20 protein-coding genes, 1 tRNA gene and 1 pseudogene are annotated in these 19,708 nt (G+C 69.6%); 5 read left to right on the top strand and 17 right to left on the bottom strand.

The features are described from left to right. The 3 genes from NJ4_RS07765 to leuS form a co-directional block, all read right to left on the bottom strand. The coding region (locus NJ4_RS07765; protein WP_157550916.1) for a hypothetical protein at positions 1 to 212 on the bottom strand (212 nt) is incomplete at its 3' end. A gap of 81 nt (positions 213 to 293) precedes the next feature. Next, on the bottom strand, positions 294 to 1,178 hold the full coding sequence (locus NJ4_RS07760; RefSeq protein ID WP_067432622.1) for a DegV family protein: 885 nt from the start codon (positions 1,176 to 1,178) through the stop codon (positions 294 to 296). Positions 1,179 to 1,374: 196 nt separating this feature from the next. Beyond that, positions 1,375 to 3,867: a leucine--tRNA ligase gene (gene leuS, locus NJ4_RS07755; protein ID WP_067432619.1), complete on the bottom strand. Its 2,493-nt coding sequence runs from the start codon at positions 3,865 to 3,867 to the stop codon at positions 1,375 to 1,377. Positions 3,868 to 4,155: 288 nt separating this feature from the next. Here leuS and NJ4_RS07750 point away from each other — a divergent pair, with 288 nt between their 5' ends. Beyond that, positions 4,156 to 4,779, top strand: coding sequence for a hypothetical protein (locus NJ4_RS07750; RefSeq protein ID WP_067432616.1), 624 nt, complete (start codon positions 4,156 to 4,158; stop codon positions 4,777 to 4,779). A 50-nt stretch (positions 4,780 to 4,829) separates the two neighbouring features. Continuing rightward, entirely contained in the window at positions 4,830 to 5,591 is a 762-nt protein-coding gene (locus tag NJ4_RS07745) for an SDR family NAD(P)-dependent oxidoreductase (protein WP_067432614.1), read from the top strand. 56 nt (positions 5,592 to 5,647) lie between these two features. Here the strand turns inward: NJ4_RS07745 and NJ4_RS07740 are convergent, their stop codons facing one another. Together NJ4_RS07740 and NJ4_RS07735 are read right to left on the bottom strand one after the other, a co-directional pair. Further along, entirely contained in the window at positions 5,648 to 6,307 is a 660-nt protein-coding gene (locus NJ4_RS07740; protein WP_067432611.1) for a response regulator, read from the bottom strand. Further along, complete coding sequence (locus tag NJ4_RS07735) at positions 6,304 to 7,260, bottom strand: sensor histidine kinase (protein WP_067432608.1); 957 nt, start codon at positions 7,258 to 7,260, stop codon at positions 6,304 to 6,306. Before NJ4_RS07735 ends, NJ4_RS07740 begins: the two co-directional genes overlap by 4 nt. 173 nt (positions 7,261 to 7,433) lie before the next feature. Here NJ4_RS07735 and NJ4_RS07730 point away from each other — a divergent pair, with 173 nt between their 5' ends. Next, the gene (locus NJ4_RS07730) at positions 7,434 to 7,838 is read left to right on the top strand and encodes a hypothetical protein (RefSeq protein WP_157550913.1); all 405 of its coding nucleotides are present in this window, start codon (positions 7,434 to 7,436) and stop codon (positions 7,836 to 7,838) included. Continuing rightward, a complete protein-coding gene (locus NJ4_RS07725; RefSeq protein ID WP_082748287.1) occupies positions 7,838 to 9,511 on the top strand; it encodes a potassium/proton antiporter in 1,674 nt (557 codons plus the stop codon). Before NJ4_RS07730 ends, NJ4_RS07725 begins: the two co-directional genes overlap by 1 nt. On the opposite strand, the pseudogene NJ4_RS26360 reads toward NJ4_RS07725, so the two are convergent. The 10 genes and pseudogenes from NJ4_RS26360 to NJ4_RS07680 form a co-directional block, all read right to left on the bottom strand. Continuing rightward, positions 9,425 to 9,817 (bottom strand): annotated as a pseudogene (locus NJ4_RS26360) (universal stress protein); the annotation flags it as partial. The gene NJ4_RS07725 and the pseudogene NJ4_RS26360 overlap by 87 nt on opposite strands. 123 nt (positions 9,818 to 9,940) lie before the next feature. Further along, entirely contained in the window at positions 9,941 to 10,753 is an 813-nt protein-coding gene (locus NJ4_RS07715) for an alpha/beta fold hydrolase (RefSeq protein WP_067432598.1), read from the bottom strand. Between the two features lie 158 nt (positions 10,754 to 10,911). After that, entirely contained in the window at positions 10,912 to 12,045 is a 1,134-nt protein-coding gene (locus tag NJ4_RS07710) for a delta-60 repeat domain-containing protein (RefSeq protein WP_082748284.1), read from the bottom strand. A 216-nt stretch (positions 12,046 to 12,261) separates the two neighbouring features. Further along, positions 12,262 to 12,334: transfer RNA gene (locus NJ4_RS07705), tRNA-Ala, on the bottom strand. 147 nt (positions 12,335 to 12,481) lie between these two features. Beyond that, positions 12,482 to 13,108 (bottom strand): histidine phosphatase family protein, encoded by a 627-nt coding sequence (locus tag NJ4_RS07700; protein ID WP_067432592.1) that lies wholly within the window; start codon positions 13,106 to 13,108, stop codon positions 12,482 to 12,484. Further along, the gene (rsfS, locus tag NJ4_RS07695; RefSeq protein ID WP_067432589.1) at positions 13,105 to 13,482 is read right to left on the bottom strand and encodes a ribosome silencing factor; all 378 of its coding nucleotides are present in this window, start codon (positions 13,480 to 13,482) and stop codon (positions 13,105 to 13,107) included. Before rsfS ends, NJ4_RS07700 begins: the two co-directional genes overlap by 4 nt. After that, positions 13,479 to 14,090, bottom strand: coding sequence for a nicotinate-nucleotide adenylyltransferase (gene nadD / locus NJ4_RS07690; protein ID WP_067432586.1), 612 nt, complete (start codon positions 14,088 to 14,090; stop codon positions 13,479 to 13,481). Before nadD ends, rsfS begins: the two co-directional genes overlap by 4 nt. A gap of 2 nt (positions 14,091 to 14,092) precedes the next feature. Continuing rightward, complete coding sequence (locus NJ4_RS25580) at positions 14,093 to 14,242, bottom strand: hypothetical protein (RefSeq protein WP_157550910.1); 150 nt, start codon at positions 14,240 to 14,242, stop codon at positions 14,093 to 14,095. A 72-nt stretch (positions 14,243 to 14,314) separates the two neighbouring features. After that, positions 14,315 to 14,773 (bottom strand): hypothetical protein, encoded by a 459-nt coding sequence (locus NJ4_RS07685; protein ID WP_067432583.1) that lies wholly within the window; start codon positions 14,771 to 14,773, stop codon positions 14,315 to 14,317. A 57-nt stretch (positions 14,774 to 14,830) separates the two neighbouring features. Then, the gene (locus NJ4_RS07680) at positions 14,831 to 16,081 is read right to left on the bottom strand and encodes a glutamate-5-semialdehyde dehydrogenase (protein ID WP_067432580.1); all 1,251 of its coding nucleotides are present in this window, start codon (positions 16,079 to 16,081) and stop codon (positions 14,831 to 14,833) included. 132 nt (positions 16,082 to 16,213) lie between these two features. Here NJ4_RS07680 and NJ4_RS07675 point away from each other — a divergent pair, with 132 nt between their 5' ends. After that, on the top strand, positions 16,214 to 17,659 hold the full coding sequence (locus NJ4_RS07675; RefSeq protein WP_067432577.1) for a lysyl oxidase family protein: 1,446 nt from the start codon (positions 16,214 to 16,216) through the stop codon (positions 17,657 to 17,659). 88 nt (positions 17,660 to 17,747) lie between these two features. Here NJ4_RS07675 and NJ4_RS07670 read toward each other — a convergent pair whose 3' ends face one another. Both NJ4_RS07670 and NJ4_RS07665 read right to left on the bottom strand, forming a co-directional pair. After that, complete coding sequence (locus NJ4_RS07670) at positions 17,748 to 18,692, bottom strand: electron transfer flavoprotein subunit alpha/FixB family protein (RefSeq protein ID WP_067432574.1); 945 nt, start codon at positions 18,690 to 18,692, stop codon at positions 17,748 to 17,750. Positions 18,693 to 18,723: 31 nt separating this feature from the next. Continuing rightward, positions 18,724 to 19,506, bottom strand: a complete 783-nt coding sequence (locus NJ4_RS07665; protein ID WP_245644500.1) for an electron transfer flavoprotein subunit beta/FixA family protein — start codon at positions 19,504 to 19,506, stop codon at positions 18,724 to 18,726. Positions 19,507 to 19,708: the final 202 nt, after the last annotated feature.

Raw genomic sequence — 19,708 nt, 5'->3', positions numbered from 1 at the left:
CCCGTCGGCCGCCCGGGCGCCTCGCGGGCTCCACCCGACACCGGCTCGGGGGCCCTCATCGGTCGCAGTTCACGCAGGTGGGTGTGCCCGTCATCGACGTCGTCGCCGGCATCACCCTCGGGGCGGCGCAGACCGGAGAGCTCGGCGCTCAGGAGCTCGAGACGGCGGGTGATCGCCTCGGAGTGCGCGGTGGACTGACCTCGGGGACGCATGGCTCGACGGTAGGAACACCGCGGCCAGACCGGTAGTGACCCACCCCGCGCCTGTGGATGAGCGCCTGAGCGAGGTGCAGGTTAGTGCTCCGGGGCGATGCTGGCTGTCCGAATCGCGGGGGTCACGCACACCGCGACCATGCCCGGGCCGACGTGGGCTCCCAGCACGGCGCCGAGCTCCACGGTGCGGATCGGCGAGGCCGCGTCAACCCTCGCGGCCAGTCGTTCAGCCAGCTGGCCGGCACGCTCGGGGCTGGACAGGTGCGCCACCGTGAGATCCACCGGCTCGGTCGCGGCCGCCTCCACGGCGAGGTCCTCGAGCCGGGCGAGTGCCTTGCCGGCGGTGCGGACCTTCTCGAACGACTCGATGCGGCCGTCCTCGATGCGCAACAGGGGCTTGACTGCCAACGCGCCACCGAAGAACGCCGCCGCGCTGCCGACCCGTCCACCCCGCCGCAGGTACTCAAGCGTGTCGACGTAGAACAGCGACGTCGACGAGAGAGCACGCTCCAGACCGACCTTCGCGGCCTTCTCCCCCGACGCCCCCGCAGTCACCGCCTCCGCGGCCGCGATCGCCGCATAGCCCACCGCCGGACCCACCTGCCGGGTGTCGACCGTGTGCACCGGGACCGGTGCCTCACGCGCAGCCAGGTCGGCCGACTCGAACGTGCCGCTCATCGCCCCGGAGAGATGGAGCGCGACGATCTCGTCGTACCCCTGCTCGGCCAGGTCGGCGTACACCGCGAGCATGGCGGCAGGGTTGGGTCGCGACGTGGTGACGGGGGTGAACGACTTCAACGCCGCCGCGACCATCGCCGGGCTGGCCCCCTCGTCGACGCCCTCGTCGTAGGACGTGGCGCCGATGATCACCTGCAGCGGCACCACCACGATCTCGTGTTCCGTCGCCTCCTGCGCGGTCAGCGACGACGTCGAGTCGGTGACGACAGCAATCCGGCGCTCAGGCATGCCCGAACAATATCGCGGGAGGTCAGTTTCACAGGCGGGCCTGTGTTTCTGCCCGAATGACGTGAAACTTCATGTCATTCGGGCAGAAACGCACGGGCAGGTCAGCCTGCGACCGACCACTCGTCCCTCGCGCTCTCACGCATCGGCGACGAACCCCACGGTCACCTCGCAGCTCGACCACTCGTCCCTCGCGCTCTCACGCATCGGCGACGATGTTCACCAGCTTCGGCTCACGCACGATCACCTTGCGAACCGTCTTGCCGTCCAGCGCCTTCGCGACGATCGGGTCCGCCATCGCGGCGGCCTCCAGGTCGGCGGCAGCGATGTCCGGTGAGACCTCCAGTCGGGCCCGCACCTTGCCCTGGATCTGCACGACGGCGACGACCGAGTCCTCGACCAGCAGCACCGGGTCGATCGTGGGCCAACCTGCGCGGGCCACCGTGGGCTGGTGGCCCAGCCGCTCCCACATCTCCTCGGCGGTGTACGGCGCCACCAGGGAGAGCAGGATCGCCACGGCCTCGACGGCCTCACGCACGGCCGGGTCCGCCGGACCGCAGCCCGAGTCGATGGCCTTGCGGGTGGCGTTGACCAGTTCCATCGTGCGAGCCACCACCACGTTGAACCGCTGGCTCTCGATCAGGGTCTCGGCCTCGTGCAGGGTCTTGTGGGTGACCTTGCGCAGCGCCACGTCGCCGGTCGCCGGGTCGGTCCCGGGAGCGCTGGCCACGTCGCCGCTCAGACGCCACGCGCGCTGGAGGAACCGCACCGAGCCACCGGGCGACACGTCGGCCCAGTCGATGTTGTCCTCGGGCGGGCTGGCGAAGACCAAGGTCAGGCGGACGGCGTCGACTCCGAACTCCGCAAGTTGCTCCCCCAGACTGACGCCGTTGCCCAGCGACTTGCTCATCTTGCGGCCGTTGTTGACCACCTTGCCCTGGGACAGGTACGCCGAGAACGGCTCGTCCCAGTTGACCATGCCCATGTCGCGCAGTGCCTTGGTGAAGAAGCGCGCGTACAGCAGGTGCAGCACGGCGTGCTCGTCCCCGCCGACGTACAGGTCGATCGGGCCCCAGGCGTTGGCCAGGTCGGTGTCGAACGCCTGCGTCTCGTCGTGTGGTGAGACGTAGCGGAAGAAGTACCACGACGAGTCCACGAACGTGTCCATCGTGTCGGTGTCGCGGGTGGCCGGGCCGCCACAGGTCGGGCAGGTCACGTTGACCCACTCGGAGGCAGCGCCCAGGGGCGAGGTGCCCTTCGGCTTCAGGTCGGCGCCCCGCAGCTCGGGCAGCTCGACCGGCAACTGGTCCTCAGGTACGGCGACCTCGCCGTCGACCGGGCAGTGGATGATCGGGATCGGGGCACCCCAGTAGCGCTGGCGCGACAGCAGCCAGTCGCGCAGCCGGAAGTTGACCGCACCCTTGCCCGCGCCGGCCTCCTCCAGGAAGGCGATCGCCGCGCTCTTGGCCTCGGCCACCGGCAGGCCGTTGATGTCCAGGGCCGACTCCACGCCGGGAGCGGGCGAGTTGATCGTCGGGCCCTCCCCGTGGAAGGCGTCGCCCTCGAAGCCGGCCGGCGGCTCGGTGGTGCGCACGATCGGCAGGCCCATCCGGGTGGCGAACTCCCAGTCGCGCTGGTCGCCGCCGGGCACGCCCATGACGGCGCCGGTGCCGTAGTCGGCCAGCACGTAGTCGGTCGCCCACACGGGCATCTCGGTGCCCGTGACCGGGTTGCGCGCGGTGACTCCCAGGTCGACCCCGGTCTTGGGTCGATCGGTCGACAGCCGCTCGATCTCGGTCTCCTTGCGGATCTCCTCGCGGTAGGTCTCGAAGGCGGCCCGCTGCCCGTCGGTGACCAGCTCGTCGGCCAGCGCCGAGTCAACGGCGACGACCATGAACGTGGTCCCGAAGATCGTGTCGGGACGCGTCGTGTAGACCGTCACGGGCTCGTCGCGACCGGTGACCGTGAAGTCGACGTGAGCACCCTCGGAGCGTCCGATCCAGTTGCGCTGCGCGTTGATGACCTTGTCCGACCAGGTCGGCTGCAGGTCGTCCAGGCAGTCCAGCAGCTCCTGGGCGTAGGCCGTGGTGCGGAAGTACCACTGGGTCAGCTCACGCTTGGTGACCTCGGCGCCGCACCGTTCGCAGGCACCGTCGACGACCTGCTCGTTGGCCAGCACGGTCTGGTCGTTGGGGCACCAGTTGACCGGGCTGTTCTTGCGATAGGCCAGCCCCTTCTCGTGGAACTTCAGGAACAGCCACTGGGTCCACCTGTAGTACGACGGGTCGGAGGTGTTGAACCTGCGCGACCAGTCGAAGCTGACGCCGTACTTCTGGAAGGACTCCAACTGGGTGGCGATGTTGCCGTACGTGTAGTCGGCGGGGTGCGAGTCGTTGCGGATGGCGGCGTTCTCGGCGGGCAGGCCGAAGGAGTCCCAGCCCATCGGGTTCAGGACCTCGTAGCCCTTCTGCCACCAGTAGCGCGCGACCACGTCGTGCAGCGCGGTGACCTCGGCATGACCCATGTGCAGGTCCCCCGAGGGGTAGGGGAACATCGTGAGGGCATACCGCTTCTCGCGGGGCGAGTCGTCGTCGGCGGCGAAGGGGGCGATCTCCTCCCACACCCGCTGCCACTTGTCCTGGATGGCCTGGACGTCGTACGCCTCCGGCTCGTTTCCGGTCTGCTCACTCATCTGCTTCTCCTCGTGTCATCCGCACTCGCATCGTTCGTCTTCGCCGGCCCGCCGGGCACGCATCCCCGTCGGGCACGCAGTTCCACCGGGCACAAAAAAACCCTCCAGGCAGGAGGGCGGCCGCGTTGCTCGGGTTCGATCGGTGATCGAACGCGCTCAACGCGGCTGGCGAAGAAGCAACCACTGAGGCATGGGACCATGTTACCGCAGGTCCCTCCCCTGGTTTGGCCGGTGCGGTGCGGGGGCAGGACACCGGCACTTCACGTCCCGTCTCCCACAGGGGTCCCAATGCGTCTGCGCTCCGTCGCGCCGTTCATCGCCTGTCTCGCCGCGCTCAGCCTGACCGGCTGCGACGACACCGGCAGCGCCGGCGCCGCGACCGCGGGAGAGGCGGCGACACCCTCCGACTCCTCCTCACTCGACCTCCCGGCCCCGACCGACGACGCCCCGGCGAGCCCCACCCTGGTCACGCCGTCGGACCCGCCCACGTCGCAGGTCGCCAGCGGCACCACGCCGGGCGGCACGCTCCTGTCGTACGGCGACCCGGCGCGCGTCCAGGTCATGACACCCAACGGCCCGGCGAACCTCGAATACACCGTCTCCAGGGTCGACATGGCCCCCTCGACGGCGCTCGGCCAGGTCGCCAAGATCACGATCGAGGTGCGGGCGGTCGACAACGTCGCCCATGCGCTGACCCTCGGCTTCGTCGACTGGGAGGGCGTCGACAACAACGGCGATGCGACCGTGCTCGGCTTCGTGGAGGGATGCGAGAACAAGTTACCCGTCGAGAAGCCCGGGAGCACCGGCACGATGTGTGTCGCGGTCTCGTTGACCGGCACCGGCACCTCCCTGAGCGAAGTGCACTACAAGGCCGGCGACTACCGGGAGAACCCGATCATCTGGAAGCCCTGACCCGGCGCCACTGAGCGGCCGGTCGCAGGTCGTCGTGATGGAATGTCACCATGACTGTCACTGAGATGTTCGGCCTCCACGACAGGGTGGCCATCGTCACCGGAGCCTCCAGCGGCCTGGGCGTCGCCTTCGCCCTGGGGCTTGCCGAGGCCGGGGCCGACGTGGTTCTCGGTGCTCGCCGCGTCGACCGCCTCGAGGAGACGGCCGAGCTCGTGCGCGCCGCGGGACGCCGCGTCCTCACCGTCGGCACCGATGTCGCGAACCCGGCCGAGTGCCAGAACCTGGTCGACGCCGCGATGGCCGAGTTCGGCCGGGTCGACGTGCTGGTCAACAACGCCGGCATCGGCACCGCCGTGCCCGCGACGCACGAGACCGTCGAGCAGTTCACCGGTGTGATCGACGTGAATCTCAACGGCTGCTACTGGATGGCCCAGGCCTGCGGCCGGGTGATGCAGCCCGGCAGCTCGATCATCAACATCAGCTCGGTCCTCGGGCTCACCACCGCCGGACTCCCCCAAGCGGCGTACGCCGCCAGCAAGGCCGGGCTGATCGGGTTGACCCGTGACCTGGCCCAGCAGTGGACCGGCCGCAAGGGCATCCGGGTCAACGCGATCGCTCCCGGGTTCTTCGAGTCGGAGATGACCGACCAGTACCCACCCGGCTACCTCGAGCAGCAGCAGGCCCGCATCCCGTCCGGACGCAAGGGCGATCCCCGCGAGCTCGCCGCCACCGCGGTGTTCCTGGCCTCCGACGCCGCCGGTTACATCACCGGCCAGACCCTGCCGGTCGACGGCGGCATGACGATCGCCTGACGGTCGAGTGCTGGCCTGGTGGCCCGAGCAACCACGTGGGCACTCAACCCGCTGGCTCAGGGCTCGATCAGGCCGACCCGGATCGCGTAGCGGGTGAGCTCGGTGCGATCGCGCATGCCGAGCTTGCCGAGCACGTTCTCCCGGTGCCGCTCCACGGTCTTCACACTGATCGTCAGCTCGCGGGCGATCTCGCGTGACGAGTGTCCTTCGGCGATCAGCTTGACCACCTCGTCCTCGCGCGGGGTCAGCACGGCACGAGGAAGTCGCTCGCCGCGCCGCATGCGTTCGAGGTAGTCCCGCACCAGCGCCGACTCCGCACCCGGGTAGAGGAACGACTCGCCGCGCAAGGCGGCCCGGCAGGCGTCAACGAGATCGCGGTCGGCCACCGACTTGAGCACGTAGCCCGAGGCGCCCACCCGCAGCGACTCGAAGAAGTACTGCTCGTTGTCGTGCATCGAGAGCATGAGCATCTTCGGCGGATCCGAGCGACGGGAGATCTCTCGCGCCGCCTGCAACCCGGTCAGCCGCGGCATGGCCACGTCGAGGATGGCCAGGTCGACCCGGGTGGTGCGCAGTGCCTCCACCGCCTCGGCTCCGTCGCCGACCTCGGCGACCACGGTGAGGTCGGGTTGCAGGTCGAGGATCATGCGGACGCCCCGGCGTACGAGGGCGTGGTCGTCGGCGAGCAGGATGCGGGCCGGGCTCGGCGTACTCATGCCGGGACCACCAGTCGCACCTGCGTGCCGCCGCCCTCGCGCCGACCGATCGCCACCGATCCCCCCACGAGTGCGGCGCGCTCACGCATGCCGCGTACGCCGGTGCCCGCCGCATCGCGGGGGATGCCCACCCCGTCGTCACCGACAGTGAGCACCAGGTCGGATCCGACCTGGTTGAGCGTCAGCTCGACGGTCTGCGCCCGCGCGTGCCGCGCGACATTGGTCAACGCCTCCTGGGCGACCCGGAACACCACGAGCTCGACGGCGTCGTCGAGCACGGGCAGCCCCGGCATGATCCCGCGTCGTACGTGTGTGTCCCCGTGCGCGAACAGGTCGGTGGTCAGTGCGGCCAGGGCGCTGCGCAGGCCGAGGTCCTCCAAGACGTGGGGGCGCAACTGCCGGGCCACGCCGCGCACCTCGTCCAGGCTGGCCCGCGTCGCCTCACGGACGCCGGCCAGAGCCGCAGCGGTGTCGTCGTCGGCGTGGTCGGCCAGGGCCCCGAGCTCGAGGAGTACGGCGGTCAGCGACTGCCCGACGCCGTCGTGCAGCTCCTGGGCGATCCGGGCCCGTTCCGCCTCCTGCGCGGCCAGAGCGGCGAGACTGCTGTCGCGCTGGCCCGACTCGATGCGACCCAGCAGGTCGTTGACCGACTCGGCCAGCGCGCGGGAGATGCCGGAGCGTGGCACCGGGAGTCGTTCGATCGGGTCGGTGGACCGGGCCCGGTCGAGCTGGCCCACCAGGCGGTCCAGCGGGCGCAGACTGCCACCCACGAGGAGCCCGTTGGCCACGAACATCACGGTCAGGCCGACGGCCAGCACGATCACCTCGGACCACAGCGGCCGCGAGGAGACGGTGGCCGGCGAGAACGCGAGCAGCGCCGTCCCCAGCCCGAAGAGCAGGCCGTTGATCGCGATCACCCGCGTGGAGAGGGAGAAACCGTGCGCTCGGAGCATGGCCCCATGCTGTCATCTGGGCGCGTCCGCACGCCTCGGTTGCGTGGTTGCGTGACGAGTTTGGGCTGAAGAGCCCATGGGTTCGGCGACCACGGTCACCAAGACTGGTGACCAGCGGGGCTCCGACCGTCACCGGCCGGGGCCACCGCACCAGCCTGACGAAGGAGGCAACCGTGGTCTACGTGGTCCTGGGCCTGGCAGCGCTGGCCGCCCTGTCGTTCGCCGCCGTCACGCTGATGGCGCGCCGTCGCACGACCCCGGTGGTGGAGCCGCATCGCCTGTGGGCGGTGGCGTCGGCCAACACCGCCGACGGAGTGACCGCGCACCTCGGCGTCGACTTCGTGGCCCTCCGGACGGCGTCCGCGACTGAGGCGGGCCCGGTCTCCGACGCGGTCGAGGACCTGCTCCGCCACCGGATCGCCTCGTCCCCGGCACGGTCCCTTCCCTCGGTCGGCGACGAGCCCGGGTTCCTGGTCGGTCACGCCATCGGAGGCACCACGATCGAACGTGCCGTCGTCACCGCGTCCGAGGTGGAGGTGACGCCGCAGTTCCGTAGGCTGATCGGCGCGCCCGACTGATGGACCTGAACCTCGCGATCCTCGGCGCGGCCCTGGTCCTGCTGGCCGGGGTCGCGGCCGTCCGCGTCTCGGCGCGGGCCGGCGTACCGAGCCTGCTGCTCTATCTCGCGATCGGTCTGGTCATCGGGGAGGCCGGGATCGGGTTGGAGTTCGAGGACCCCGAGCTGACCATGCTGCTGGGCACCCTGGCGCTGGCGGTGATCCTGGGCGAGGGCGGGTTCAGCACCAGCTGGTCGGTGATCCGACCGGTGGTCGGCCTGGCCGGGGTGCTGGCGACCTGCGGGGTGGCGATCAGCGTCGCGATCACCTCGGCCATCGCCTGGCTCGCCCTGGACGTCGACGTGCGGACGGCGCTGCTGTTGGGCGCCGTCGTCGGGTCGACCGATGCGGCGGCCACCTTCTCCGTGTTGCGCAGGATCCCGATCCGGCCGAGGCTTCGCTCCCTCCTCGAGGCCGAGTCCGGCTTCAACGACCCGCCGGTGATCATCCTGGTCACGGTGGTGGCCAGCGACGCCTGGGAGAGCGCAAATCCCTGGCACATCGGCGGCACGATCCTCTACCAGCTCTCGCTCGGGGTGCTGATCGGCGTGGGCGTCGCCTGGCTCGGCCAGCACGTGCTGCAGCGCAGCGCGCTGCCCTCCGCCGGGCTCTACCCGCTGGCCACGATCGCGATCATGTTCCTGGCCTTCGCCACCGCCGGCGCGGCAGGCGGCAGTGCCCTGATGGCCATCTACGTGGCCGGCATGTGGCTGGGCAACGCCGCGCTCCCCCACCGCCAGGCCACGGCCGGGTTCGCCGACGGGCTCGGCTGGCTGGCCCAGATCGGCCTGTTCGTGCTGCTCGGCCTGCTGGCCAGCCCGTCCCGCCTGCCCGAGGCGTTCCTGCCCGCGGCGATCGTCGGCATCGGCCTGACCTTCGTGGCCCGCCCGGCCTCGGTGTTCCTGTGCGCGGCGTGGGCCAAGGTTCCGGTGCGCGAGCAGGTGTTCCTGTCCTGGGCCGGGTTGCGCGGCGCGGTGCCGATCGTGCTCGCCACGATTCCCGTCGCGCAGGGGCTGCCGGCGGCGCACCGCATCTTCGACGTGGTGTTCCTCCTCGTCGTCGCCTTCACGCTCGTCCAGGCACCGACCCTGCCGTGGCTGGCCCGGCGTACCGGTGTGACCGTGGAGGCCTCGCCCGAGGAGCTCGAGGTGGAGTCCGCGCCGCTGGAGGCGATGCATGCCCAGCTGCTTCAGTTCCGGATCCCCGACGGGTCCAGGCTGCACGGCGTCTATGTCAGCGACCTCCGGCTTCCCGAACAGTCGGCGCTGGCGTTGATCCATCGAGACCGTGAGCTCTTCACTCCCGGTCCGCACACCAGCCTGCGCACCGGCGACCATCTCCTGCTCGCGGTCCCCGACCGGGTGAGGGAGGCCACCGAGCAGCGTCTGCGGGCGATCGGCGCCGCCGGCAGGCTCGCGCTGTGGTACGACGCCCCGCGTACCCCGCCGTCCCGATTCGAGTCGGCACCGCCTCGGCGTTCAGGCCGACCGGGTCACGATGACCGGACACGCGGCATGGCGGATGCACTGCTCGGCGACCGAGCCGAGCACGAGGTTCTTGAATCCGCCGCGACCGCGGGTGCCCACGACGAGTACGTCGGCAGTCTCCGCCGCCTGGATCAGGGCCTGCGCTGAGGGACCGCACGAGACGTGCACCTGCACGTCGATCTCGGCGTCGCCGACGATGCCGGCGACCCTCTGCTGCTCAGCCTCGAGCGTTGCTGCCTCGATCTCGAGCATCGACGGCGTGATGCCCAGCGGGACGTCGTCGGGTCGGACACCGCTGGTGAAGGTCCAGGCCCGGACCACGTGCAGCGGCACCGACCGCCGCAGCGCTTCGTCGCGGGCGAAGACGATGGCGCTGCCCGCGGCGCGTGAGCCGTCGTCACCGACGACGACACCGCCGCCCGGCGTCACGTCCCGGTTGAGTTGGTCGCGCATTCCTGCCATGGGGACATCATGCTCCCTCGAACGCGGTTCCGCCGAGGGCTCTTCGGTCGGCACAGGTGACCTCGCCTCCGACGGAGCCCTGACCTGAGACTCCGGATCCGCTCCGTGGCCCGGTCAGGCGACGTCGGCGCCGGTGGTCGCGGCCCTGGCCACCACCTCGTCGATCAGGTCGATGATCGCCTCCGGGGCGTCGATCATGGGCACGTGACCGCAGTCCTTCAACGGCACGTGCCTGGCGCCGGTCAGGCGCAGGCGGGCCGTGCGTGACTGACGGTAGGGCAGCAGTCGGTCCTTCGTGCCCCAGGCCACGGTGGTGGGCACCTCGACGGGCTCCTCGAAGCTGTAGCCGATGCCGGATCGGGCCGCCGGGAAGAACCCGGTGCTGTGCTTCATCGCCAGGCAGTCCTGGTAGGTCGCGTAGGCCGTCATCCGCTCGGGGTGGGCATAGAGCGGGGCACCGACGAGACGGCGACCGGCCGCCGATCGCGACACGACCTGCAGGACACGGTCGGGCAGCTGGCTGGCCAGTCGCATGACCGCCAACGGCAGCAGCGCCTGGAAGCGCTCCACCCGACCGAAGAACCCGGCCGGGCTGATCGCGGTCACCGAGGAGACCAGGTCGCGGGCACCGAGCTCGAGAGCGAGCGCGCCACCCAGCGAGTTGCCGACGACGTGCGGTCGACTGACCCCCCATGCCTCGAAGTTCGCGGCCAGGTCTGCACAGGCGTTGTCCATCGTGTACGGCGTACCGGCGGGATAGCCGGGCGACTCACCGAAGCCGGCGAGATCGACGGCGATGACGTCGTACCGCTCGGAGAGCTGGTCGAAGATCGGCTGCCAGGCGCCGCGGCGATGGCCGATGCCGTGGATCAGGACGACCGGTTCTCCGGTGCCCGCTCGATCGTGGGCGAGGGGGGACAGCTGCATGCGGGACGGACCTCCTGAGTAACCGTGACTCGGAGTATCACATACTTCTTCCCGCATGGGCAGGCCTCGTCTCGAATCGGTTCGACCGGCTCCAGGGAGACTCAGTCCGCGCCAGACCCCTCGGCCGGGGCCATGGGTTCCCGGCTGACGACGACTGTCTACGGAGTTCCGGGGAACCGCGCGAACCGAGCCCGGAAGACGCCGTCGACCTCGGTGAACGTACCTCCGACCAGCAGTGCGTTCGGCGTGGCGGCGATCGCCCACACGCCCATCGACCCTCCGGTGGGATGCGGGTCCCAGGACGTCACCGTGCCGTCGTCGGGGCGGAGCGAGGCCAGGAACTGGCGCTTGATCTTGTAGGTGGTGATCTGCGAGAAGTGCCCACCGATGTACACCTCCGTCGCCGATGCGAGGATCGCCTGGGTGTCCCCACTCGTCTTGCGGATCCACAACGGCACATCGGACCCGGTGTCGTAGGCGAACAGCCGGTTGTCCGGCGTCGAGAAGTAGAGTCGGGAGCCGTCCGGCGACAGATCGAGGGTCAGGGTGATGTCACTCCCGACCCCCGGGTTGAACGAGGTTGCGGCGCCGTCGACTGACGAGACCCCCGCGATGCCCCAAGGACGAACCTGCCCTCCGATGCCGGAGAATCCGCCGCCCACGTACACGGTGGCACCGTCCGGGGACACCTGGACCGCCCGCACGCCCCCGTTGGGACGCGGGATGAAGCTCGTGACGACGTCACCCAGCTGGTCGAGCGCAGCCAAGCGGGGACGAGCCCTGCCGTCGATGAAGCCGAAGCGTCCACCGACGTACAGCCGATCACCATGGGTGGCCAGGGCCGTCACGTCGGGCGTCACGCCGGTGGTGTCTGCCTGCCAGTTCGCCAGGGCCACACCGGCATCGGCGTCGACGGCGGCCAGGTTCGCACGGGTCTGCCCTCCAACCGCGGTGAACGTGCCGCCCAGATAGACGGTCGCGCCGTCCTCCGACCCGGCAACCGCATGGACGGGTCCGTTCACGCTCGGGTTGAAGTTGGGGTCCACGGTGCCGTCGGCACGGATGGCGGCCACGTTCGAGCGTGGCCGGCCACCGACGGTCGTGAACTCTCCGCCGACGATGGTGAGGTCACCCACCTGTGCGATCGCGTAGACGGTTCCGTTGACTCGGGCAGTCTGGTCCGAGGTCGTCGAGACGCTCGCGTGCGCAGGTTGGGCGAACATCATCATGGCGATGGCGACCACAGCAACGGCCCCGCGTCGCCCAACTCGAATCAACAGCTCAACACTCATGGTGCGGCCTCCCACCTCGACACTCCAGCCGCACAGCGCGTCCGTTGTCACGTTAGGTTCGGCGTGACCCGTGAGGCATGCCGCAATTTGGTGACTTCCCGGCACCGCTCGTCAGCCGAGTGCCGGAAGCGACCTGCCTGGTCAGCGCCACCGCAGGCCACGGACGCCCGAACGCACGAAGGGCCGCGATCGGTGATCGCGGCTCTTCGACTTCGGTGGAGCTGAGGGGACTCGAACCCCTGACCCCCTGCATGCCATGCAGGTGCGCTACCAGCTGCGCCACAGCCCCATCATCATCGCCTTGCGGCTGACAACGTCGGGAAGTTTAGCCAACGTCCGGTCGAGATGTGAAATCGGGGGTGAACGCCGACAGTTGTGCGGTGCTGTTGACGGATCGCACGTCGTACGACGCGTGTGGGGCGACCATGTCCCCGCGTTACACGGGAGGGGTGGGGGAAGCGGTGAGGTTGTAGCCGGCGAGCCGGAAGCGACCGCCGTCGTCGAGCTCGTTGAGAACCGCCCAGCCGCAGTTGTCGAGCCCCTGGAAACCCGAGCCGAGGCTTGCCGGCCACCCGAGCAGGGCGATCACGGCCACCTTGAGGGCTGCCCCGTGGGCCACCACGACCGCGGTCTCCCCCGCCTCCAGACTGCCGACCACCTCGGACACGCCGTCGACGAAGCGCGAGGCCACCTGGTCGCTGGTCTCGCCCCCACGGACGGCCGTGAAGTGGCCGGCGCGGAACTCGGCGTACTCGGCCGGGAACTGCTCGGCGTACTCGGCCATGGTCAGGCCGGTGCGTGCCCCGAGGTCGAACTCACGGAAACGCGCATCGAGCCGCGCGTCGAGGCCGGTCTCCTTGGCGACGTACGCCGCGGTCTGGCGGGCACGGGCCAGGTCGGAGGACCACAACGCAGCGGGCGAGTACGCCGCGATCGACGCTGCCACGGCGGAGGCCTGCTCGTGCCCGGTGTCGTCGAGCTCGACGTCGGCATGCCCCTGCCCGCGTCCGATCGCGTTCCACGCGGTCTGGCCGTGCCGGAGCAGGACGAGTCGGCGGCTCACTTCTCGTGGGAGACGACGTCCGCCGGCAGCGGGATCGACGGGCAGTCGCGCCAGAGCCGCTCCAGTGCGTAGAACTCGCGCTCCTCCTCGTGCTGCACGTGCACGACGATCTCGCCGTAGTCGATCAGCACCCAACGGCCGTCTCGCTCACCCTCGCGCCGGATCGGCTTGGCCCCGATCTCGCGGAGCTTGTCCTCGATCTCGTCGACGATCGACTTCACCTGGCGATCGTTGGAGGCCGAGGCCAGCACGAACGCGTCGGTGATCGCCAACTGCTCGGAGACGTCGAAGGCGATGATCTTCTGGGCCAGCTTGTCCGAGGCAGCGCGGGCTGCGGCATGGACGAGCTCGACGGCATGGTCGGTGGCGGTCACTTCGTTGCTCCAGAGGGATAGAGGTCGTGCTTGGCGATGTATTGGACGACACCGTCGGGCACGAGGTACCAGACCGGCTCGCCGCGTTGCTTGCGATTGCGGCAGTCGGTGGACGAGATCGCCAGGGCCGGGATTTCGACCAGCGTCACTCGTTCGTCGGGGATGGATGCGAGGGTCTGCGCCTCCATCTCGTAGCCGGGCCGCGTGCACCCGACGAAGTTCGCGAGCTTGAACAGCTCCTCCACGTCGCGCCAGGTGAAGATGTTGGCCAGGGCGTCCGCGCCGGTGATGAAGTAGAGGTCGGCGTCAGGCAGCTCGGCACCGAGGTCGCGCAGCGTGTCGATCGTGTACGTCGGCCCGTCGCGGTCGATGTCGACCCGTGAGACGTTGAACCGTGGATTCGCCGCGGTGGCGATCACCGTCATCAGGTAGCGGTGCTCGGCCGGCGACACCTCGCGATCGGACTTCTGCCACGGGTCACCCGTGGGCACGAAGATGACCTCGTCGAGGTCGAACCACGCCTGCACCTCGCTGGCGGCGACGAGGTGTCCGTGGTGGATCGGGTCGAAGGTGCCACCCATCACCCCCACGCGACGGCGTGCGCCCATGGTCAGCTGTGCTCGCGCCCGCCGCCGATGGCCACCACGATGAGCAGGCTGACCATCAGGATGGCCAGGGCGATGCCGCCCACGACGTACGGGCTGACAGCGGGCTCACCGTGGGACTCGGAGGCGGTGATGATCAAGGAGGTCAACGACATGGCCGTGATCCTATCGTGAGGCGAGCGCCGCTCCTGCAACCGGACAGCGGATGCCACGTCCCGCGCGACCGTTCAGTGGAACAGATGGGTCAACCCGGCCAGGATCACCCAGGACTGGATGCTGCGCCCGACGAAGATCGTGGTGACGTACATCGTCATGTTGAAGCGCAGCGCGCCGGCGATGGCGCCCATCACCAGCAGGGGCGGGGCGCCGATCAACGCCGAGGAGAACATGAAGGCCGCGGCCAGTCGGGGCCGCGCCTCGATGCGCTTCTCCCAGCGCTCGAAGCTGTTCTTCCACCGCTCGGACTCCATGCGCTTGCGCATCCACGGCAGCTGCAACGACTTCTGGGTGCCGTGGTACCACAGCACCTTGCCCAGTGCCTGGCCCGCACCGGCGGCGATGGCCACCGGCAGCGCGGCGCTCTTGGGGATCTGCGTGGCCAGGGCCACGAGGTAGACCTCGACGTTGAAGATCGGCACGACCGCCGAGAGGATGCTGAAGCCGAGGGTGCCGAAGAACGCCTTCATGCCTCGGCCACCCCGAGTCGCACCCCACGCATGACGAGGACGCTACAGGCTGCCGCCTCAGCGGATGTGACCATCCCCCGTGACGACGTACTTCGTGCTGGTCATCTCGACCAGGCCCATCGGGCCCCGGGCGTGCAGCTTCTGGGTGCTGATCCCGATCTCGGCACCGAACCCGAACTCGCCTCCGTCGGTGAAACGGGTGGAGGCGTTGACCAGCACGGCGGCAGCATCGACGGCCGTGGTGAACCGGCGTGCCGCCGACTGACTCTCGGTGACGATGGCCTCGGTGTGCTGGCTGCTGTTGGCGCGGATGTGCCGGATCGCGCCTTCCAGGTCCGGTACGACGGCCGCAGCGATGTCAAGGCTGAGGAACTCCTCCGCGAAGTCCTCCGGGGAGGCCGGCACGACCCCGTCGTACTCGCAGAACCGCTCGTCGCCGTGGATCGTGACACCCCGGTCCTGCAGCGCGTCGATGATCGTCGGCAGGAAGTCGTCGGCGATGTCCTCGTGCACCAGCAGGGACTCGGCCGCGTTGCAGACACTGGTGCGGTGGGTCTTGGAGTTGACCACGATCGACACGGCCTTCTCGAGGTCGGCCGCCACGTCGACGTAGACGTGGCAGTTGCCGACGCCGGTCTCGATGACCGGCACGGTCGACTCGGCGACGACACTGCGGATCAGGCCGGCGCCGCCGCGCGGGATCAGGACGTCGACCAGCCCCCGGGCCCGCATCAGCACCTTGGCACCCTCGTGGCCCTCCCCCGGGACCAGCTGGACCACGTCGGGGTTGAGTCCGTTGGCCTCGACCGCCTCGCGCAGCACCTCGACGATGCGGGTGTTGGACGACAGCGCCGAGTTGGACCCCTTGAGCAGCACGGCGTTGCCGGACTTCAGGCAGATGCCGGCCGCGTCGGCGGTGACGTTGGGGCGGGCCTCGTAGATGATGCCGACCACGCCGAACGGAACACGGACCTGGCGCAGCTCGAGTCCGTTGGCGAGCGTGCCGCCGCGCACCACCTCGCCCACCGGGTCGGCCAGTCCGGCGACGTCGCGCAGGCCCTGGGCCATGCCCGCGACGCGTTCCTGGTCCAGGCGCAGGCGATCAACGATGTTGGCCGGCGTACCGGCCACCTCGGCGCGCGCGACGTCGTCTCCGTTGGCTGCCACGATGGCCTCGACGTTCGCCTCCAGGGCGTCGGCCATCGCCGCCAGCACGGCGTCCTTGGTCGACCTGGTCGCGATCGCGAGGTCGTGGCTCGCCTCCCGGGCGCGCTCCGCGACTGCTCTGACGTCCTCCTCGATGCTCACCCCTCGAGCCTAGTCGCCAGCACATGACGTTCCTCGCGTGTCCCGCACCCCGGTCAGGCAACCAACCCGCCGTCTGAGGCGTCTGACTGGACAAGGGCTCCTCAGGGGAACCCACCCATCGGGAGGCATCACGTGAACCGTTCCAGACTCGTCACGGCACTCGCCGTTCCACTCATCGCCGCCACGTCGCTCGCCGGACTCACCACGGGTACGACGGCCGTGGCTGCGTCCACTTCCGACTCGGCATCCGTTGCCGAAGCGGGATCGCCGCTGAAGGTGCACACACCCACGGTCGTGGAGGGTTATCGCTCCGGCACCCGTCTCGAGTTCGACCCTGGCATCCGGTTGGTCGCCGGCCAGTCCACGGTCGAGATCCGGTCCAAGCGCGAGGCCTACGGCAAACCGATCGTCACCAGGTTCCACCGCGGTGACCAGGTGGTCACCCTTCCGCGGCGCACCGTCACCGACTTCGCCGGGCTGCCCGGGTTCCTCAGGATGGACTTCCACCAGTCGGGCAGGCTCGTCGCGACCAGGTTCCTGCGCGGCTGCCTGAACAGCTGGAGCTCCGAACGGGTTCAGCCCGACGCGCCCATTCGTTCGCCCTACCCACAGTCGTGCTCGACCAGCCGGATCATGCTGGGCTCGGTGATGGGCATCCAGGAGGGCTGGTCCACCAAGCTGGACCTCTACCCGGGGCTCAAGGTGGGTAAGGGCCGGTTCCGGGTCACGGTGAGCGTCACCGCGAAGTACCAGCGCTTGCTGGGCATCGGTGCCGCAGACGCACGGAGCACCTTCACCCTGGTGCCCGGAACCGACGGTGGCGAGGAGTCGCACCGGCAGGAACGCCGGACCAGTCCCTCCCTGCGCCCCTCGGCACACGAACCGACCCGGGCCGCCGCCGGCGCACCGGGCGTGCCGCAGCCCGACCTCCGCTCGATCCCCGCGTTCGGGATCCGCATCGGGAACAAGGGTGACTACCTCCAGTTCTCGGCCAACGTGTGGAACGCAGGCAACAGTCCCCTGGTCGTGGACGGCTTCCGTCGGCCGAACGAGGACGTCATGGACGCCTACCAGTACTTCCTCGACGAGCAGGGAGACCAGGTCGGCTACCGCCTGGTCGGCACGATGCAGTGGGACAACAAGGACACCCACCAGCACTGGCACTTCCGGGACTTCGCCCGCTACCGCCTGCTCGACGCGCAGAAGAAGGGCATGGTCAGGTCCCGCAAGGAGGCGTTCTGCCTGGCCAACACCGACGCGATCGACTACACCGTCGAGGGCGCCGACTGGCAGCCAGACGAGACCGACCTGCACACCGCCTGCGGCGAGCGGGACTCGCTCTCGATCCGCGAGGTGCTGGCCTCCGGTTCCGGTGACACCTATGCGCAGTTCCGCGCCGGCCAGTCGTTCAGTCTCAAGGGTCTGCCCAACGGGATCTACTACATCGCGGTCGAGGCGAACCCGGTGCACAACCTGGTCGAGAGCGACACCACGAACAACGTCGCCTACCGCAAGGTCTCGATCGGCGGGAGGGCCGGGGCGCGCACCGTGAAGGTCTACCCCATGAACGCCGAGTGAGAGGCAGAACGCCGCGCCCTCCGTGACGGAGGACGCGGCGTTCGTCGTACGACGTGCGTGGCCGGGCTGGATCAGCCCGGGGGCTGGATCAACCCTTGCGCTCGTTGATCGCCTCGGTCAGCGCCGGGAGGACCGTGTGCAGGTCGCCCACGACACCGAAGTCGACCAGCTCGAAGATCGGCGCCTCTTCGTCCTTGTTGACCGCCACGATGGTCTTCGAGGTCTGCATGCCGGCCCGGTGCTGGATGGCACCGGAGATGCCGTTGGCCACGTAGAGCTGCGGCGAGACGACCTTGCCGGTCTGACCGACCTGGAAGGCGTGCGGCTTCCAGCCGGAGTCGACCGCGGCACGCGAGGCGCCCACTGCGGCACCGAGCGAGTCGGCCAGGGCCTCGACGGCGGTGAAGTCGCCGCCGGTGCCGCGACCGCCGGAGACCACGATGGCGGCCTCGGTCAGCTCGGGACGACCGGTGGCCTGACGCGGCTGCGAGGCCACGATCTGCGCGGTCTTGGCACCGTCGGAGATGGTCGCGGCGAACTGCTCGAGAGCACCGGCGCCGGCCACCTCCTCGGGGGCTGCGGAGTTCGGCTTGACCGTGATGATCGGCGTGCCCTTGGTGACCTTGGCCTGCACCGTGAAGGAGCCGGCGAAGACCGACTGGGTGGTCACGCCGGAGTCGGCGACGTCCACGGCGTCGGTGATCACACCCGACTCGATCTTGATCGCCAGGCGACCGGCGATCTCCTTGCCCTCGGCGGAGGAGGGGATCAGGATCGCTGCGGGCGAGCACTTCTCGGCCAGCTGCGCGAGCACCTCGGCCTTGGGGGCCACCAGGTAGCCCTTGATCTCGGCGTCATCGACGGCGTAGACCTTCTCGGCACCGAACTTCTTCAGTGCCTCGACGGGGGCTTCACCCGAGCCGATGAAGACGGCCGACGGCTCGCCGAGACGGCGCGCGATCGTCAGGAGCTCGTTGGTGGTCTTGCGGACGTTGCCGTCGACGTGGTCGACGAGTACCAGGATTTCAGACATGAGTTTGCTGTCTCCTCAGACGAACTGCTGCTCAGATGAATTTCTTCGAGGCGAGGAACTCGGCCAGCGCCTTGGCGCCGGAGCCGTCCTCGTCGGTCACGATCTCGCCGGCGGTGCGCGGCGGACGGGCCGTGGTCTCCTCGACCGCGGTCCAAGCGGCGTCGAGACCGACCTGGCCGGCGTCGACGCCGAGGTCGGCGAGGGTGTAGTTCTCCAGCGGCTTCTTCTTCGCGGCCATGATGCCCTTGAAGGAGGGGTAGCGCGCCTCACCGGTCTGGTCGGTGACGGAGAGCAGCACGGGCAGGGTGGCACCGATCACCTCGGTGGCGGCGTCGCCGTCACGCTTGGCCCGGATCTGGTCGCCCTGGGTCTCGACGACCGAGGCGAAGGTGACCTGCGGGAGGCCGAGGCGCTCGGCGAGCATGGCCGGGACCAGGCTGGTGCCGGCGTCCGTGGAGGCCATGCCGGTCACGACGAGGTCGGCCGCGCCGTTGGCCTCTGCGATCTTCTCGATCGCCTTGGCCAGGACCAGCGAGGTCGCGACGGCGTCGGAGCCGGCGATCGCGTCGTCGGTGACGAGGACACCTTGGTCGGCCCCCATCTGCAGGGCCTTGCGAATGGCATCGCCGGCCTGCTCGGGACCGATGCAGAGCGCCGTCACGGTGACGTCACCGTCGGCCTTCTCCTTGATCTGGAGGGCCTGCTCGACGGCGTATTCGTCGAGCTCGGACAGAAGTCCGTCGACGCCAACGCGGTCGACGGTGTTGTCCGACTCGAACCGCCGGTCGGCGGTGGCGTCGGGGACATGCTTCACGAGGACAACAATGTTCATGGTGGCGCGGCCTGGTCGGCCCCTCCTGTGCAAGTGGATACGACACGCCGCGGCTGCGGCGAGAACGATTGTGTTGGTGAGGTTACCGGGTGGTCATCCCGTGGCGGAACCACGTCCACGGCGACATTCCTCACACGGGAGCGGGACCGAGGAGCCGAAACGCGCGACGGCCCGGCGAGAACAC

Origin of the sequence: Nocardioides jensenii JCM 1364 = NBRC 14755, assembly GCF_001552535.1 — a bacterium.
GTDB lineage: Bacteria > Actinomycetota > Actinomycetes > Propionibacteriales > Nocardioidaceae > Nocardioides > Nocardioides jensenii.
This window is presented reverse-complemented; position numbering and strand designations above follow the sequence as displayed.

What these genes read in the sequence shown, in the direction of transcription:
- NJ4_RS07760 (WP_067432622.1), bottom strand. Translation starts at nt 1,178, where the DNA reads ATGCCTGAGCGCCGGATTGCTGTCGTCACCGACTCGACGTCGTCGCTG.
- leuS (WP_067432619.1), bottom strand. Translation starts at nt 3,867, where the DNA reads ATGAGTGAGCAGACCGGAAACGAGCCGGAGGCGTACGACGTCCAGGCC.
- NJ4_RS07750 (WP_067432616.1), top strand. Translation starts at nt 4,156, where the DNA reads ATGCGTCTGCGCTCCGTCGCGCCGTTCATCGCCTGTCTCGCCGCGCTC.
- NJ4_RS07745 (WP_067432614.1), top strand. Translation starts at nt 4,830, where the DNA reads ATGACTGTCACTGAGATGTTCGGCCTCCACGACAGGGTGGCCATCGTC.
- NJ4_RS07740 (WP_067432611.1), bottom strand. Translation starts at nt 6,307, where the DNA reads ATGAGTACGCCGAGCCCGGCCCGCATCCTGCTCGCCGACGACCACGCC.
- NJ4_RS07735 (WP_067432608.1), bottom strand. Translation starts at nt 7,260, where the DNA reads ATGCTCCGAGCGCACGGTTTCTCCCTCTCCACGCGGGTGATCGCGATC.
- NJ4_RS07725 (WP_082748287.1), top strand. Translation starts at nt 7,838, where the DNA reads ATGGACCTGAACCTCGCGATCCTCGGCGCGGCCCTGGTCCTGCTGGCC.
- NJ4_RS07715 (WP_067432598.1), bottom strand. Translation starts at nt 10,753, where the DNA reads ATGCAGCTGTCCCCCCTCGCCCACGATCGAGCGGGCACCGGAGAACCG.
- NJ4_RS07710 (WP_082748284.1), bottom strand. Translation starts at nt 12,045, where the DNA reads ATGAGTGTTGAGCTGTTGATTCGAGTTGGGCGACGCGGGGCCGTTGCT.
- nadD (WP_067432586.1), bottom strand. Translation starts at nt 14,090, where the DNA reads ATGGGCGCACGCCGTCGCGTGGGGGTGATGGGTGGCACCTTCGACCCG.
- NJ4_RS25580 (WP_157550910.1), bottom strand. Translation starts at nt 14,242, where the DNA reads ATGTCGTTGACCTCCTTGATCATCACCGCCTCCGAGTCCCACGGTGAG.
- NJ4_RS07685 (WP_067432583.1), bottom strand. Translation starts at nt 14,773, where the DNA reads ATGAAGGCGTTCTTCGGCACCCTCGGCTTCAGCATCCTCTCGGCGGTC.
- NJ4_RS07670 (WP_067432574.1), bottom strand. Translation starts at nt 18,692, where the DNA reads ATGTCTGAAATCCTGGTACTCGTCGACCACGTCGACGGCAACGTCCGC.